Origin of the sequence: Pedobacter sp. CFBP9032, from assembly GCF_034045265.1 — a bacterium.
Classification (GTDB): domain Bacteria; phylum Bacteroidota; class Bacteroidia; order Sphingobacteriales; family Sphingobacteriaceae; genus Pedobacter.
On the sequence record NZ_JAXCWE010000003.1, the window covers coordinates 107,890 to 124,472 of the forward strand.

10 protein-coding genes are annotated in these 16,583 nt (G+C 40.8%); 9 read left to right on the forward strand and 1 reads right to left on the reverse strand.

The features are described 5' to 3' along the window. Position 1: 1 nt before the first annotated feature. Genes SOM16_RS07130 through SOM16_RS07140 form a run of 3 tightly spaced genes read left to right on the forward strand, consistent with a single transcriptional unit; the run spans position 2 to position 4,417 of the window. Positions 2-1,429, forward strand: coding sequence for a RagB/SusD family nutrient uptake outer membrane protein (locus tag SOM16_RS07130; protein ID WP_320463300.1), 1,428 nt, complete (start codon positions 2-4; stop codon positions 1,427-1,429). 1 nt (position 1,430) lies between these two features. Then, positions 1,431-3,878: a zinc-dependent metalloprotease gene (locus SOM16_RS07135; protein WP_320463301.1), complete on the forward strand. Its 2,448-nt coding sequence runs from the start codon at positions 1,431-1,433 to the stop codon at positions 3,876-3,878. Positions 3,879-3,880: 2 nt separating this feature from the next. Further along, positions 3,881-4,417, forward strand: a complete 537-nt coding sequence (locus SOM16_RS07140) for a DUF3347 domain-containing protein (protein WP_320463302.1) — start codon at positions 3,881-3,883, stop codon at positions 4,415-4,417. A 521-nt stretch (positions 4,418-4,938) separates the two neighbouring features. Here the strand turns inward: SOM16_RS07140 and SOM16_RS07145 are convergent. Beyond that, positions 4,939-5,673, reverse strand: a complete 735-nt coding sequence (locus tag SOM16_RS07145) for a GntR family transcriptional regulator (RefSeq protein WP_320463303.1) — start codon at positions 5,671-5,673, stop codon at positions 4,939-4,941. 391 nt (positions 5,674-6,064) lie between these two features. Here SOM16_RS07145 and SOM16_RS07150 point away from each other — a divergent pair, with 391 nt between their 5' ends. From SOM16_RS07150 to SOM16_RS07175, 6 genes are all read left to right on the forward strand, one after another. Next, on the forward strand, positions 6,065-7,885 hold the full coding sequence (locus SOM16_RS07150; RefSeq protein WP_320463304.1) for a class I mannose-6-phosphate isomerase: 1,821 nt from the start codon (positions 6,065-6,067) through the stop codon (positions 7,883-7,885). 5 nt (positions 7,886-7,890) lie between these two features. Continuing rightward, positions 7,891-9,312, forward strand: a complete 1,422-nt coding sequence (locus SOM16_RS07155) for a sugar porter family MFS transporter (RefSeq protein ID WP_320463305.1) — start codon at positions 7,891-7,893, stop codon at positions 9,310-9,312. Positions 9,313-9,383: 71 nt separating this feature from the next. Next, on the forward strand, positions 9,384-12,536 hold the full coding sequence (locus tag SOM16_RS07160) for a TonB-dependent receptor (RefSeq protein ID WP_320463306.1): 3,153 nt from the start codon (positions 9,384-9,386) through the stop codon (positions 12,534-12,536). A 23-nt stretch (positions 12,537-12,559) separates the two neighbouring features. Then, on the forward strand, positions 12,560-14,182 hold the full coding sequence (locus SOM16_RS07165) for a RagB/SusD family nutrient uptake outer membrane protein (RefSeq protein WP_320463307.1): 1,623 nt from the start codon (positions 12,560-12,562) through the stop codon (positions 14,180-14,182). 13 nt (positions 14,183-14,195) lie between these two features. Then, positions 14,196-15,323, forward strand: coding sequence for a SusE domain-containing protein (locus SOM16_RS07170; RefSeq protein WP_320463308.1), 1,128 nt, complete (start codon positions 14,196-14,198; stop codon positions 15,321-15,323). 49 nt (positions 15,324-15,372) lie between these two features. Then, a complete protein-coding gene (locus SOM16_RS07175) occupies positions 15,373-16,581 on the forward strand; it encodes a glycoside hydrolase family 76 protein (protein WP_320463309.1) in 1,209 nt (402 codons plus the stop codon). The last annotated feature ends 2 nt before the right edge of the window (positions 16,582-16,583 follow it).

Below are 16,583 nucleotides of genomic sequence, written 5' to 3' on the forward strand. Positions count from 1 at the left end.
CATGAAAATAAATATAGTATTCATAGCATCATTATTAATCGTTTTGACGATTTCTGGATGTAAAAAATATACCGATATCACTCCTCGTGGCATTCAAGTGGTAGAAACCGCCCAGGATTATTACGAACTGGTTTCTTTTCCAAACAGAGCCTACCTGATTGGCAACTTTCAATATCTGGTAGATGATATGTGGCTGAAGGAATCTAATTTTATTGGGATCACACCAAACATCAATACCGTACACTTTAGTTTTAATGAAAATATTGATCGGGTATCGATGATTAATTCATCTAACTTTTACGACCGTGCCTATTTATATATCAATCGATGGAATACCATTATTTCTTCGGTAGATGCCAGTAAGGGGGAGCAAAATGTTAAAGATTTAGCCAAAGCGGAAGCTAAAGCCTTTAGGGCTTTTGATCATTTTCTGCTGGTGAATGTTTATGCAAAAGCATATAACCCGGCAACTGCTGCTACAGATGGTGGTATCTGCATCATGGATAAATACGATCTGGAAGCACAACCTACCAAGTCTACTGTAGCCCAGGTTTATGATTTTATCCAAAAAGACATTGATGACGCGATTCCCTATTTGCAGGCACAGCCAAGTGATCCCTATCATCCATCCTTAGCTTTTGCCTGGGCATTGAAGGCAAAAATCCATTTATTTAAAAGAGAGTTAACCCAGGCCAAAGCGGCTTGCGAAAAGTCCCTTTCTTACAATAACCAGGTTATTGATTTGGTTAAATACACTACGCAAGGCGGACCAACAGCAACACCAATTATCGCACCCAATAATCCTGAAGTATTAAGCTACCAATACATTCAGGGATACAATGAGACTAATTTTGGTTACACTTGGTTAATCAGCCCTGAGTTGAGAGCGTTATTTGGAACTAATGATGCCCGTTTCAATACGTTTTTCAACACCACTAACGCAACTTTTCTGGATATTGGATCAGGTGCTGCATATTACAACGTAGCTTACACCCGCTTTTTTTATCCAACGGTTGGATTAAAAACTACTGAAGTTTATTTAATGCAGGCAGAATGTTTGGCTCGTGAGAATGATTTAGCAGGAGCAATGGCAATCGTTAATAAGTTTCGTGAAAAGCGTATTCTTTCCGGAACAATTAAGCTACCTGTTCCGGCTACGAGGAAAGAAACAATGGAAATCATCATTAATGAACGCCGTAAAGAAATGGTACTTGGCTTTAACAGATTTTTTGATTTAAAGAGATTAAATACCGAAGCAGAATATGCCAAAACACTTGTTCGAACTTATCCTTTGGTAAATAAGACTGTTCCGCAACAAACTTATACGCTGTTGCCATCTTCAAGGTTATATGTGATTCCATTCCCGCTTAGCATTTTGAAGAAAAATCCAAACCTTACTTTAAATACCGACGAAAAACTTCCTTTTTAAAATGAATTTTAGACAAATTTTATTTCCGATTTCATTTGCGCTCTCCCTTACCGCATTTGGTCAGAAACCAGTCGCAAAACCTGATAGTGCTGCTAAAAAAGCACCAATGGACTATTCCAAGGTAATTCCTGCAACGGCAATTGGACAAGATGGACTTTTTAACGTCCGTCAGGTAGATCAAAAATGGTTTTTTGAGGTGCCTGATAGTTTGTTGGGACGTTATCTGTTAGCGGTTACCCGTTATATTACCACACCACAGGGTTTTGGTAGTTTTGGAGGTGAAAAAGTAAATGAACAGACACTTTACTTTCAAAAAGGAAATAATAACAACCTCTTTTTAAAAGGGGTTGTTTACCGCCAGGAAACGAAAAATACTGATGGTCCGATTTATCAGGCCGTGATGCAATCACAGGAGAATCCTATTGTAGCGAGTTTTGACGTCAAAGCAAAAAATCCAATCACGGGAAATTATGTAATTGATGTTACTGACTTTTTTAAAAAGGATGTTCCAGTTGTTTCGATCCCGGCGGATGAAAAATCATCCAAGAAGTTGAACGGTTTAGCTGATGATCGCTCATTTATTGAACGTATCGCTTGTTATCCCATCAATACAGAAATTAAAACAACAAAAACCTACGCCAGTGCTGGTCTTGGTATTCCGGCAGGTGCATTAACCGGAGCTGTTACGCTAAGATTGAACACTTCCATCATTTTATTGCCTAAGGTGCCAATGCGAAAAAGAATTTCTGATGAGCGCGTTGGCTATTTTAACAATAAATATATTCTCTTTGATGAGGATTATCAGCGTACACAAACCAAATACCTGATTCAGCGTTATCGCCTTGAACCTAAAAAAGAAGACTTAGCGAAATATAAGCGGGGAATATTAGTAGAACCAAAAAAGCAAATCGTTTATTACATCGACCCGGCTACACCAAAAAAATGGCGACCTTATTTGATTCAGGGAATAAATGACTGGCAGAAAGCTTTTGAACAGGCTGGTTTTAAAAACGCAATAGTTGGAAAAGAGTGGCCGGTAGCAGACACCACGATGAGTTTGGAAGATGCCCGTTTTTCGGTGATTAGATATTATGCTTCTGAAACACCTAATGCTTACGGACCCAGAATAAGCGATCCACGCAGCGGAGAAATTATGGAAAGCCACGTGGGTTGGTACCACAATGTGATGAAACTGGTGCACAACTGGTATATGGTTCAGGCGGGGCCATTGGATAAAAGAGCTCAAAAAATGCAATTTGATGATGAGCTGATGGGGCAGTTGATTCGCTTCGTTTCCTCTCATGAAGTCGGGCATACGCTCGGTTTAAGGCATAATATGGGCGCAAGTAGCCAAACACCTGTGGAGAAACTTCGCGATAAAGCCTGGGTTGAAAAAAACGGCCATACGGTTTCTATTATGGATTATGCTCGATTTAACTACGTGGCGCAACCAGAAGATAACATCTCCCCTAAAGGCATTTATGCCAGAATCGGTGCTTATGATAAATGGGCTATTAACTGGGGTTACCGGTATTTTGATGGTGAGAAAGATGAATATGCTGAAGAGCAGCTATTGAGTAAGATCACAACCGATACGCTGACCAAAAATCCGAAATTGTGGTTTGGTGGCGAGGGTAAGGATGAAGATCCGAGAAGTCAATCAGAAGATTTAGGCGACGATGCAGTTGCTGCAAGTGACTATGGAATCAAAAACCTGAAAAGGGTAGTGGCTAATTTAGCTCAGTGGACTTATGAGCCTGGAGATCAATATAATAATCTGGAAGAATTGCATAAGGAAGTTGTGAAACAATATAGCCGCTATCTGTATCATGTGATGAAAAATATCGGTAGTCGTTATGTTACCAAAAGAAGTGTAGATGAGAAGGGTGTCGTCTATGCCGAAGTTCCAAAAAAGAAAGTAAAAAGTGTAGTGAATTATGTGGGGCGTCAGGTTTTCGAAGCACCACTTTGGATGTATCCGGCAAAAATTGCAAACTACATCGATTTGAAACCGATGGAACAGATTTCTGATCAGCAATCGCAGATGCTGAACATTTTCCTGAGTGCTGGTATGCTTTATAATTTAAGTCAAAAAGCATTAACATCCGCTGATCCATATCCCGTTAGTGAGTTCCTGGACGATCTACTACCTATGGTTTGGAAAAAACCTTCTCTTGATATACAGCAGAATACTTATCTGAGAAGTTTACAGCGGTCTTATCTGGAGAAAGTAGGCATGTTGATCAATCCAAAAGATGTTGCGGAGGGAAAGATGATGAGTAATGCCCAGCGTAGTGATGTAAGGTTGGAAGCCATTGCCCATATCAAAGCCATTAGAAAAAAGATAGAGGAGCTAATTCCACTAACCTCAGGAATAGATCAACTACATCTGAATGATCTCCGCACAGAAATTGATAAAATTTTAAAGAAAACAACCTTAAATTCTTAAAAATGAAGAATTATATAATCGCTACAATATTTTCAATAGCAGCTTTTAGTATTAATACACGTGCTCAGGTTAAAATAGCTGTGCCAGAGGTGGCTACACCAGAATTGGCTCAACTAAGGGAGGAGCAAAAGAAGACTATAATTGCTGGTTATTTAGCAATGAAAAATAGTCTCGTTATTTCTGATTCAAAAAAAACAGCCACATCTGCATCAGAATTTTCTGCCGCCATTGGTAAGTTTAAATTTAAAAAGTTGACTTTAGATAACATGAATGCTGCTACGGCTGCCCGTAAAAGCATTAAGGAGTTGGCAGACAGTATTGCAGTTGCCCCATCAATTAATGTGCAAAGGAAGTTAATGGAAAAGTTATCTGTTCAATTTTGGTTGATTATCGATAAAGTAAAACCTGCAGATATGAGGCTTTATCAGCAAAAGTGTCCAATGATGGGGGTCACTTGGATTAGTAATGATAAGAAAATTGAAAATCCATATTATCCAAAAAACATGCTTTCCTGTGGGGAAGTAATTGAGGAAAAATAGAATTTAAATAAAAGTTAATGATTGACGGCTGCGGAATAACGGATGTTTTTCGCAGCTTTTTTTGTTTGGGCAATAGTTAAATCTTGAGCTAATATTCCTGTTTTTTCCAAGCGCATCAACCTGGTTTTCCATTCGCTCTTTTCTTGCCACTGTAATGATTGGAAGATGGTCCTCCTACTGGAAATAGTCAGGGAAATGGATCAGGAATTGCAGAAATAGCTAAGCTTTGGTCATGCTGATACTTCTAGCAATTCTTGCCTGGTCTCAGCAGTCGGTGTTTCTGTCTGAAGGCCATCAAGTGCGTTTTATAAGATAGAGCGCGGGTAATTAAGCCTTGTTGATGCTGATGAGAGAAAGGTGTTGCCATATTGGGGTCGATCTGGCGAACTGTATTTTTTAGATCTTGCATAATCCGCAGGGATTCCAGTATGAATTCACTTTCCAATTCTGCAAGTCTTGTTTCCTCGTTCATTCTTTTAGTCAGAATGGCTTCAAACATAATTGAACAGGATGATTACAAGTTATTCTCGTCGGCTTTCAACTGTGTAAATAAAGCTGTCCGCTTTATAATAACCTAAATTATACTCGATGGGTCGTTCGTTATTGTCGTAAACAAATCTTTTACGAAAAAGAATAGGCGCACCAACTGGTGTTTCTAGTTTTTCGGCAATAAATTCATCTGCCAGTAAGGCACTAATTTCTTCTTTCGAAACCATGGCAATGATGCCGTGAGCTTTTTCCAGCATTTCATATAAGGGGGCCTTATAGTCTTCCTCTCCAGTGAGGCCAACCAAAGGATGAAAATAAGATTCGAAATAAACGAAAGGGCCTTCTGGTCGCCCTCTTAGTCGTACCAGCTTCAGTATTTTTTTGTCTTCTTTTATTCCAAAAAAGCTGGCGATTCGCTTGTTTGGCAGGACCCAGCTAACATGTAATTCAAAATTTTTGATGGGGATTCCCCTGGCGCTCATTTCCTGCGAAAAGCTCATCCAGTTTTTAGATTTGGAACTTAAAGATTTAGATTCTACTACTCTGGTGCCAACACCTTTTTTTCGCGTAAGCAAACCATCATAAACCAATTTATTGATAGACTGGCGAAGCGTGGTGCGGGAGATGCTGAGAATTTTGGAAAGTTCTACTTCATTGGGTAATAATTTTCCATCAATATACTCAGGAGATTCTATCAACCTCCTCAGCAGTTCTTCTGCCTGAATGTGTAAAGGAATTTGACTTTTATGATCGATTTTAAGTTTCATAATCATCACAATGATAAAAAAAAAATAGCTTATAAGCGCATGTCTGTACATAATACTTATCTGTAAGTAAAGCAGGCGAAGGCCTAATATCAAAAGTAATAGCCATTTAAAATTAACCTATAAAATATTTGTAAACTAATTTATAAATAATACATTTGTATATACATACTATTGAATGTGTGTTCTAGCCAAATTTATAATTTCAAATTTAACTGAAAGATGATCATCCCTAATTTTATACTTATAGAAGCCTTTATTTTATCCATGAGCAATAATATGGTTTTTCAGAGGCTAGGTTTGGAAATAAAGCTTATCCATTACTTGCCTTTATCTTTTAGCAAATAAAAAACATAACGTTGAACGTAGCTTTTATGTACATACAAAATTTCGCATGAAAGACAATCTAATTAATTCATACCACATTTCCAATCTAGTGATGTCTGTAGAAGAACCAATAAGAAAAACAGGGCAGAAGATTATGCCCCGCCACATCAGCAAAATCAATCAGCCGCAGGGTTATAATATTTATCCCTATTATTCACTTGGCGATCAAAAAATATTCGATGGCTATTCATCGCTTTGCGATTACATTATTGAACAAAAAACGGTTGTGATTGATGGTTATGTGGGTGTATTATGGAATCGCCTGATCACATCATTGACTGAGGAACTCACCTCGAGACAACTTTCTGTAAACATTATAGATACGTCTTCATTTTTTAAAAGCGAAGTAGCTTTAGATGCCATGATAGCTCCTTTTCTTGGCGCAGCAGATTCGGTTTGGGGCAGGAAAACAACATTAACGCTTTCCGATTATTTTGATACTGCGGCTTTAAATGAAGTAAAAAAGGATTCAACTGCTGATATTAATATGGTGATCGGCTGTGGTGCTTCGTTAGCAAATTGGAATGCCAGTTTAATCTATGTAGATCTGCCAAAAAATGAACTTCAGCATAGAATGAGCGCAGGTTCCATCTGTAATTTGGGCATGAGTCAGCCTGGCGGGCAAATGGAAATGTACAAACGTTTTTATTTTGTGGATTGGGAGGTGTTAAATCAGCATAAAAAGGAATTGATCAATACCATTGATGTTTTTGTAGATGCACAGTGGGAAGAGGAAGTGAATTGGGCTTACGGAAAAGATATTCGTGATGGACTGACTAAAATGTCATCGGGTGTTTTTCGGACCCGTCCGTGGTTTGCGCCAGGTGCCTGGGGTGGGCAATGGATGAAAGACCACATGCCTCAGCTTGATCGGAATGAGGTGAATTACGCCTGGTCGTTTGAGCTGATTGTGCCAGAAAATGGAATTGTTTTTGAAAGTGATGGCTGGCTTTTAGAAGTTTCTTTTGATGTACTGATGTTTACGCATTTTGAAAATGTTTTAGGCAGGCATGCAGTACAGTTTGGCCATGAGTTTCCAATACGATTCGACTTCCTTGATACTTTTAATGGTGGAAATCTTTCCATTCAATGCCATCCAAACCTAAAATATATCCAACAAGAATTCGGTGAGCGCCTCACGCAGGATGAAACCTATTACATTTTGGATTGCAAAGAGAATGCTACGGTTTACCTGGGTTTCCAGGAAGATATTGATGCGACTGAATTCAGAGAAGCGCTAGAAAACAGCAATCTGAATAATGAAGAAATTGATATCGAAAAGTATGTTCAGGTTCACCAAGCCAAAAAGCATGATTTGTTTTTAATTCCCAATGAAACTGTTCATAGTGCCGGAGCACAAAATTTAGTGCTCGAAATCAGTGCTACACCTTACATTTTTACCTTTAAGATGTATGATTGGGTGAGGCTGGATTTAAATAGAAAACCTCGTCCGATTAACATTGATCACGCTTTTAAAAATCTAAATTTCGATAGAAAAGGAGACAAGGTACAGCAAGAATTAATATCAAAACCTTCGGTGCTTTTCCAACAGGAGGATCTGGTTTGTTATCATTTGCCAACCCATCAGGATCATTTTTATGATGTTCACCGATTAGAATTTGACAAAGAAATTGAAGTCCAAACAGAAAATGTTTGCCATGTATTGATGCTGGTAGAAGGAACGGCCATTACCGTTGAATCTGCTGATGGTACCCTAATAACCTTTCCTTTTGCGGAAACATTCGTGATTCCGGCGGGCGCAGGAAGTTATAAAATGATCAACCAGGGCACAGAAAGGGCAAAAGTGATTAAAGCATTCTTAAAATAAGCCTCATGAACAACACTAACCAACATATTGCTGTTAAAAACAGCAAAACTTATTTATACCTCGTTTGCCTGGTTGCCGCCCTTGGTGGGTTTCTCTTCGGTTTTGATACCGCGGTAATTTCGGGAACCATCAGTTTGGTGAAGGGTGATTTTGGACTCAACGCCGTAAGCGAAGGATGGTTTGTGAGTTGTGCCCTTTTGGGTTGCATCATTGGCGTAAGTATCTCAGGGAAACTCAGTGATCACTACGGCAGAAAAATCGTATTGATTTTATCTGCATTTCTATTCCTCGTCTCAGCCCTGGGCTGTATGTATGCCGGCAGTTTTTCTATGCTGATTATTTTCAGGCTCGTTGGTGGGGTAGGGATTGGTGTGGCCTCGATGGTTTCTCCGCTTTACATCTCGGAATTTGCACCATCCCGACTTCGTGGAACCATGGTTTCGCTCTATCAGCTCGCCCTAACCATTGGGATAGTGGCTGCATATTTCAGCAACGCATTTCTGGCCAGTCATACAGGTGATCATTTTACAGGAGAACAAGCTGAAAAAATATTTTCTGCAGAAGTATGGCGAGCCATGTTAGGCTTAGGAGGCGTACCAGCCTTAATATTCTTATTATCGTTGTTTTTGGTTCCAGAGTCGCCAAGATGGTTACTCACCAAAGGCCAAACGGTACGGGCTAAAAGTATTCTCATCAAAATAGATGGCGAACAAGCCGCGAATAGAGAAGTAGATGCCTTTTTATCTCAAAATGAAACGGAAGAAGATGCCTCGCTCAAAACACTCTTTAAACCGGTATACCGCAAAGCCTTATGGATCGGACTTTTATTACCTTTTCTATCACAGGTTTGTGGAATTAATGCCGTGATTTATTATGGTCCGAGGATTTTAGAACAGGCTGGATTTACCTTAAACAATGCCTTGGGCGGACAGGTCACCATTGGTCTGATCAACGTGATCTTTACTTTCGTGGCCATTTTCACCGTTGACAAGTGGGGGAGAAAACCCTTGCTTTACGTTGGCATTGGTGGCGCAGTTTTATCACTGGTCATTATTGGTATTCTTTTTCAGGCAGGAATAATTTCAGGTCCATGGATCTTGATTTTCATCTTGGCTTTCATTGCCTGTTTTGCCTTTTCTTTTGGCCCGGTTTGCTGGGTGGTGATTGGGGAGATCTTTCCGAACGGCATCAGGGGCAAGGCGATGTCTCTGGCAACACTTACCCTCTGGATCGGAAATTTCTTTGTGGGACAGCTCACGCCTTTAATGTTGGAAGGGCTCGGCTCTGCCTGGACCTTCTGGATTTTCGCCATCTGTTGTTCTCCGGCACTATACCTCACCTGGAAACTGATCCCTGAAACCAAAGGCCGATCGCTCGAAGAAATAGATGCGCATTGGCAGGCCGATCATGCAAAAACCTTAAACTGACCAATACCCATCCATAAAAAACTAACCAAATTATCCTGATGCATAAAAGCATCTTAACCTATCCAAATGTTATGAGACTTAAACTTTACCAACTTAAAAACCATAAACGATTGAGGCTTTGGCGACTTATACCAGCAGCAGTTGTTATAATGGCATCTTTCCCTCATTTACTGCTAGCGGTAACAACACCTGTTTCCACCCATCGCCTGGTGATGGTTAATATTACCGTGAAAGGGAAAGTTGTTGATGAAAAGGGAATCGGCCTTCCTGGTGTAAGTGTGCAAATTAAAGGAACTACAGTAGGCGCCGTAACCGATGGCAACGGGCTTTACAGCCTTTCCGTTCCAGATAACCTGACCAACAGCAATCTTACCTTTTCTTATTTAGGCTATGTAAGTCAGGATGTTGCGATTGGTGGGCGTACCACGATCAATGTTCAACTTAAAGCCGATGCAAACAATTCATTAGATGATGTAGTAGTTGTGGGTTATGGCGTTCAGAAAAGGGTTTCAGTAACTGGAGCGATCAATACAATTGATGCTAAAAATATTGAAAATAAACCTGTTCTGAATGTTTACCAGGCCCTTCAGGGAGAGTCGCCAAATTTAATTATTCAGCAAAGTTCCTTAAATCCGGGAAGTAACGTAACGGTAAATATCCGTGGTGTAGGTACTTTGGGTGATAATACCCCGCTGGTAGTGGTGGATGGAATTGTAGGTGGTAATTTAAATACCCTTAATCCAAATGACATTGCCAGTGTAACCGTGTTAAAAGATGCCGGTTCAGCAGCTATTTATGGGTCAAGAGCGGCAAATGGTGTAATCTTGGTGACGACAAAAGGTGGAAAACTTAATCAAAAAACAGCTGTTTCCTACAATGGAAGTTATGGAATCCAGGATGCGAATGTGCTGGTAAAGAAAGTTCCGGCGTGGGAAAACGCTTACTATAAAAATGAATCCCTGGTTAATTCAGGCTTAAGCCCGGCTTATACACCAGATCAGATTCAGCAGCTGAAAGACCAGGGAAATGGTACCTGGGATATTGATCACCTTTTACGCACCGCACCACAACAATCCCATAATTTCAGTATTGTTGGCGGTGGCGAGAAAAGTTCCTTTTATGTTTCTGCAGGCTACCAGGATCAGGGAAGTAATTTTATTGGAAATGGTGGAGATGGTCCTGATTTTGGTTATCAGAAGTATAATTTACGCCTGAACCAAAGCAATGTGATAGGGAAATTTAAAACCAATTTTATTCTTCTTTATACCAAAACCCGGAACAAAACCAATAGCGTGGGTGACAATAATATTTTTGCCGATGCCAACCGCGTTCCATTAAATTATAACTGGCAGGATGAAAACGGTAATTATTTAACCAACCCGGTAGCTTCTCAATATAATGAATATGGCGTATTAGAAAGGGGCGGTTATAACCAGGCAGATAATGATGAGATTTTTGGTGCATTTAATGGCCAGTTCAGCATTACCAATGACCTGAAACTTACAGGCGAATTTGGCGGAACCCTACAGAATAACGGAACATTTTTCCGCCGCACACAGGTAAGTTTCTTACCTTCAGGTGTATATGGCGATGACCGCGCCGTATTAGATGGAAATAGCAAATCGCAGCTTTTTAATACGAAGTTATACCTGGAGTATGGTAAAAAAATAGCCGCACATGATTTTAAAGTGCAATTGGGCGCATCCAGTGAAAACTTCTCTCAACGTGGCTTCCAATTACAAAAAACATTAACCGATCAGTTGCTGGGTACACCAACCACCGGAACACTGGTTGATCCGATCAATTCAAGCAACAGTCTGGCCATCAACTCCAACAGTTTACTCTCTTTATTTGGAAGATTAAATTATGCCTACCAGGATAAATACCTGTTCGAAGCTACAGCGAGGTATGATGCTTCTTCAAAATTTGCTAAAGGCAACCGAGGTAGTTTCTTCCCATCGATGAGTGCAGGCTGGATCATCACGCAGGAATCCTTTATGGAGTCTCTTAAAAATACCGTGAGTAACCTGAAACTTCGTGCATCATACGGGGTGTTGGGGAACCAGAATGTGGGTAATTTCCAATATCAGACTACCTATTTCAATTACGCCAGTGCTTATGGATTTAATAATGTGCCCGTTGGTGGTGCAGGTACGTTGCTCTCGAATAGAGATTTAACCTGGGAAAAAGCTTCAACCTTAAATATTGGTATAGATGCAGGCTTTTTTGATAATCGCCTAACTGCGTCTTTTGATTATTTCAATAAGGTGACTAGGGATATTTTACAACCCAGACAGGATATTCCGGCCATTTTCGGTGCAGCAACACCAGATTTTAACGTGGCCAAAGTAAGAAGTAAAGGATGGGAAGCTTCCTTAACCTATAACCTCCGTGGCGAAAAAGTAACACAAAGTTTTAGCCTGAATGTTGCAGATAACCAGAATAAATTACTTCAGTTATCAGGTGGAGCAACTGAGCAAATCATCAATCAGGATGTATTTCAATTATTGAGAAGAATTGGGCAGCCCATCACCCAGTATTACGGATACGAAACCAATGGTTTTTTTCAAAATCAAACAGACATTAACAACTCCCCAAAAATTGCGGGGAACCCGGTTGTGCCTGGCGATGTTAAATTCAAAGACCTGAATAACGATGGCATTATAGATGCCAATGATAAAACCGTTCTAGGCAATCCTTTTCCAAGATATACTTTCGGGTTTACTTATAGATTGGCTGTTAAAGGATTTGATTTTCAGTTGTTTATACAAGGTGTGGGTAAACGCGAAACCTTCTTGAGGGGTGAATTGGTTGAGCCTTTTCATTATGGATACGGCGCAACGGTATATGAACACATGACCGATCATTGGACACCCAGCAATCCGGATGCCCGTTACCCGATTTTCGCCAATATTGGTTCGCCCTCCAATACCAATAACTGGCGTACAGGATCAGATCTGTATAAATATGATGCCGCTTATGCCCGCTTAAAAAATGTAAATATTGGTTATACCTTACCTCAAACGGTAACCAAGAAATTTGGTATCGAACGCTTCAGGGTTTCGCTGATCGGACAAAATTTATTCACGCTCAGCAAACTAAAATTCATCGACCCGGAAACATCCGAATTTGGAAACAATGTAAGTCTGGGTTCTGGCTCCAATAGTGCCCGCTCATATCCGCTTCCGATCTTTTATGGTGCCGGATTGGATATAACTTTTTAATGATCATGGTTAGCATAATTAAAATGAAACACGTAAATAAAATCTTCCTTATAGCCATCGCAGTCTTTGCATTTGCGGGTTGTAAAAAACTGGATATAGCGCCAACCGACCGGTTTTCAGATTTAACCTTCTGGACGGTTGATGTAAATGTCAATAACGCCTTAAACAATAATTATAGTCTGCTTTATAATAGTTCATTGTTCTTTGAGCCAGAAGCACTTTCCGATAATGCGTATTCACCCTCTGGAGACCTGAATTTAATTGCCAGCGGTAATGCCACATCGCTTACCGGGAAATTCCAGGGCGATTGGGCCAGTTATTACCGCACGATTAAATCAGTCAATATTTTTCTTGAAAATGTAGATCAGAATAAAACACTTCCGGCAGCTACCATTGCCAGGATGAAAGCAGAAAACCAGTTTATGAGGGCCTTCGCATTGTTTAACTTAACCAAATGGTATGGCGATGTGCCGCTTCCGGATCATGACCTGAGCCCTGAAGAAGCACAGGTGATTCCGCGTACATCAAAAGCTGCGGTAAATGCTTTTATCATTAGTCAGTTAGAAAGTGCGATACCTAATCTTCCAAGTAAAGACCAGCTCCCAGAAAGTGAAAATGGCAGAATTACCAAAGGGGCTGCACTAGCTTTGCAAATGAGAACTTTATTATATGAAGGGAATAAAACGGCAGAAGTAATCGCGGTCTGTGAGAAATTAATCAACAACCAGGCAACTTATGGAAGCTATTCGCTCACACCAAGCTATAGTGCACTGTTTAGCGATCCGGTTACAAATAAAACAAATAATGAAAGTATATTATCATTGCAATATGTGCCCACCATCAGAACATGGCAGAATTTCTGGGATTTTGCGCCGAGATCAGTAGGCGGCCGGGTGAGCAACATGGCACCAACACAAGAGTTGGTAGACGACTATGTGATGCTTAACGGAAAAGGTATTAAGGAAGCAGGATCTGGCTATGTGGAAAGTAACCCCTACATCAACCGTGATCCCCGACTTACGGCAACTGTTGTTTATGATCGATATAATTGGGTAAATCCGAATAACAGCACCAAAACCATTTACATCAAACCTGGTACCGATCCTGTTCAGCCAGGGCTAGATGAATATTCGCCGGGTTCGCAAAGTGCATCCGCAACCGCATATTACTGGAGAAAATATTTTGATCCAAGTGCCTTATCAAGTTTCGTTTCGGGCAATAACCTGCATTTATTCAGATATGCTGAAGTGTTGCTTACCTATGCAGAAGCCAAAAATAGCTTAGGACAGATGGATGCCGCCATTTGGGCAAAAACAATTGGTGCGCTCCGCTCTAGAGCAGGCTTTACGGATGCTGCCGCATTGAATTATCCTGGTGGCGATTTAACCAATGTGATCCGCAGGGAACGCCGGGCAGAAATGGCCATGGAAGGATTAAGGGTAGATGATTTAAGGCGATGGAAACTGGCTGAAACCACGATGAATGGTTTTGCTCACGGTGCCAAATTTGCTGCCGATCAAAACATCGACAATGGCTATATCCGCACACAGCAGCGCAAGTTTAATCCACAGAGAGATTACTTATGGGCAATTCCTTCGAGCGAGATTGGCCTGAACAGAAACTTAACTCAAAATCCTGGTTATTAAAATACTAAGCAATATGAAAAATCTAAAAACAACATTCGTTTTGCTGGCGCTATCGTTTATCGCCCTCAGCTCCTGCAAAAAGGAGGAGAAGGATTTAAATGAAAATCTGAGTCCTATCGGGAGTTTAACCTTGCCTCAAAATCAACAAAGCATCAAATTAACGCCTGCCAATACCCAGGCTACCCAGCAATTTAAATGGACAGTGGCCAGCGCTGAAGATGGTGGACTCATTTTATACGAAGTAGCTTTCGATAAGGAAAGTGGCGATTTCTCCAAACCGGTGTATAAGGTGCTGTCGGATGCTGCAGGGGTGCAACCTCAGGTAACCATTACGCATAAAGACCTGACCAAAATTGCCGCCTTATGCGGAATCAATTCTTCCAGTACCGGAAATATTAAATGGACGGTAATTGCATCCAAAGCTACCAATAAAATGCCCGGGCAGGAAAGTAGAATGCTGCAAGTGGAGCGCCCGGCCGGCTTCGCCGAGGTACCCGCAAATCTGTATCTCACAGGTTCTGCAACTGAAGCAGGCGACGACCTGAGCAAGGCTATTAAAATGAAAAAGCTGGACGAGGGGATTTTTGAAATTTATACCACGCTTAAACCAGGTACTTATCAATTGGTTGATCAAACCACCTCATCAGCCAGGAAATTCTTCACCGAAGGCACTTTAGTAAAGGAAGGTACAAATACCATTACTGTTACCGGAGCTGCTAAAGTATATTATTTAAAATACGATTTTAATGTGGCTACCGTAGCTGATGCTGTTGAGGTACAGGGTTTGGGCTTATACATGTCGGCTTACGGCAATGAAATAGGTCAGCTTTCTTATATCTCAAACGGTACCTGGCAGTCTGGAAATATTCCTGTAGCGTTTTATCAGTTTTCCTGGGGAAAAGATGAACGCTATAAATTTGCCATGCACACTTCAGCAGGTATTCGTTATCTGGGCAGCAGTAATGTTAATAATGTAAGTCCGGTGGGGCAGGGTGCTGCTTATTTTTACCTCAATGCAGTAAGCAATGATCAGTGGAATAATACCTATAAGTTTAATCCATCGGCTGACAATAAGAATGTTAAGGTAGTGCTAAGCCTTAATGCCGACGGACCTTATACCCATACGGTGACCACGCAATAACCTACATTAAATCTCCATCGGTTTAGGCCGGTGGATTAAAAATCTACTTATGAAAAAGATATTTTTAAATACCCTGCTGATTCTGTCCATCTTTTTTTGGACCGCCTGTAAAAAGGATTCGGTAGTTGGCCCGGTAACACCACCGCCGGTTGTACCACCCACAACAGGCCCTGGTGCATCGGTTGATTACCTGAAACTGGCGCAGGAAACACATACTTTTACCACGAATAATTTATTGACGGCCAGTTACGGCTACCGTGCAAATACCACTACCCATGCCAATAATTGTTATGAATGGTATAATGTTTGCCAGATTTATGCCGATGCCGCAATGGTGGCGATTGGCCAGACCAAACACCTGGCCTACATGAATAATACTTTCAAATTCATGGAGAACATGTGGGATAAAAAAGATTTGCGGGGTGGTTATTTTGCTTCTGTTAATCTGGATGGTAGCGGGGCTGGTGGCGATAAATATGTAGATGATAATGCCCTGAGCGGAATGGTTTACCTGGAAGCTTATGAGGTAACGACAGGCACAGATAAACAGGCTTATCTAGCCAAAGCCAAAGCCTGCGGTGATTGGTTAATCAGTTCTGGCTTGTGGGATAATGTGTATGGTGGCGGATTTTACTGGAATACTTTAAGGCCAGAGAAACCTACCCAAACCAATGGGCTAACACTGCAGTTATTTTTAAAACTTTATAGTTTAACAGGCGAAAGCATTTACCGCGATTGGGCAATAAAGGTAAATGAATGGCTGAATGCGAAAATGTATGATCCGATCAGCGGTTTATACATCTGGAAAATTGATGGTGCCGGGGAAGGCAAAAGACACACGGATAAGTTCACTTATGACAATGCCATCATGGTAGAGGCCTTTATTTTGTATAGCAAAATCATGAATGATCCGGCTTATCTTACCCGGGCACAAAACATAGGGAAAGCCATGAACATTACCTTATGGAATGCTGCCTGGAAAGGTTATATTTTCAATACCAATGAAACCCGAATCAACCCGGCATGGTGTGCCTGGGGATCGCAGGCCATGATTCGCCTGTATGAAGCCGATAAAAATGAAAGCTGGCTGGTGTATGCAAAAGAAAATATCAACAGGTTAAACATCGCCAACCGGAATCAAACTACCTTCGGATATTATTTTTTCGCAGGCTTTGACGGGCAAAACCGTTCGCCTGAAATTGAAACCGTAGATCAGGCCTGGATGCAGCGGATTCAGGCACTCCTTTCTAAATATTAATT

What these genes read in the sequence shown, in the direction of transcription:
- SOM16_RS07130 (WP_320463300.1), top strand. Translation starts at nt 2, where the DNA reads ATGAAAATAAATATAGTATTCATAGCATCATTATTAATCGTTTTGACG.
- SOM16_RS07135 (WP_320463301.1), top strand. Translation starts at nt 1,431, where the DNA reads ATGAATTTTAGACAAATTTTATTTCCGATTTCATTTGCGCTCTCCCTT.
- SOM16_RS07140 (WP_320463302.1), top strand. Translation starts at nt 3,881, where the DNA reads ATGAAGAATTATATAATCGCTACAATATTTTCAATAGCAGCTTTTAGT.
- SOM16_RS07145 (WP_320463303.1), bottom strand. Translation starts at nt 5,673, where the DNA reads ATGAAACTTAAAATCGATCATAAAAGTCAAATTCCTTTACACATTCAG.
- SOM16_RS07150 (WP_320463304.1), top strand. Translation starts at nt 6,065, where the DNA reads ATGAAAGACAATCTAATTAATTCATACCACATTTCCAATCTAGTGATG.
- SOM16_RS07155 (WP_320463305.1), top strand. Translation starts at nt 7,891, where the DNA reads ATGAACAACACTAACCAACATATTGCTGTTAAAAACAGCAAAACTTAT.
- SOM16_RS07160 (WP_320463306.1), top strand. Translation starts at nt 9,384, where the DNA reads ATGAGACTTAAACTTTACCAACTTAAAAACCATAAACGATTGAGGCTT.
- SOM16_RS07165 (WP_320463307.1), top strand. Translation starts at nt 12,560, where the DNA reads ATGAAACACGTAAATAAAATCTTCCTTATAGCCATCGCAGTCTTTGCA.
- SOM16_RS07170 (WP_320463308.1), top strand. Translation starts at nt 14,196, where the DNA reads ATGAAAAATCTAAAAACAACATTCGTTTTGCTGGCGCTATCGTTTATC.
- SOM16_RS07175 (WP_320463309.1), top strand. Translation starts at nt 15,373, where the DNA reads ATGAAAAAGATATTTTTAAATACCCTGCTGATTCTGTCCATCTTTTTT.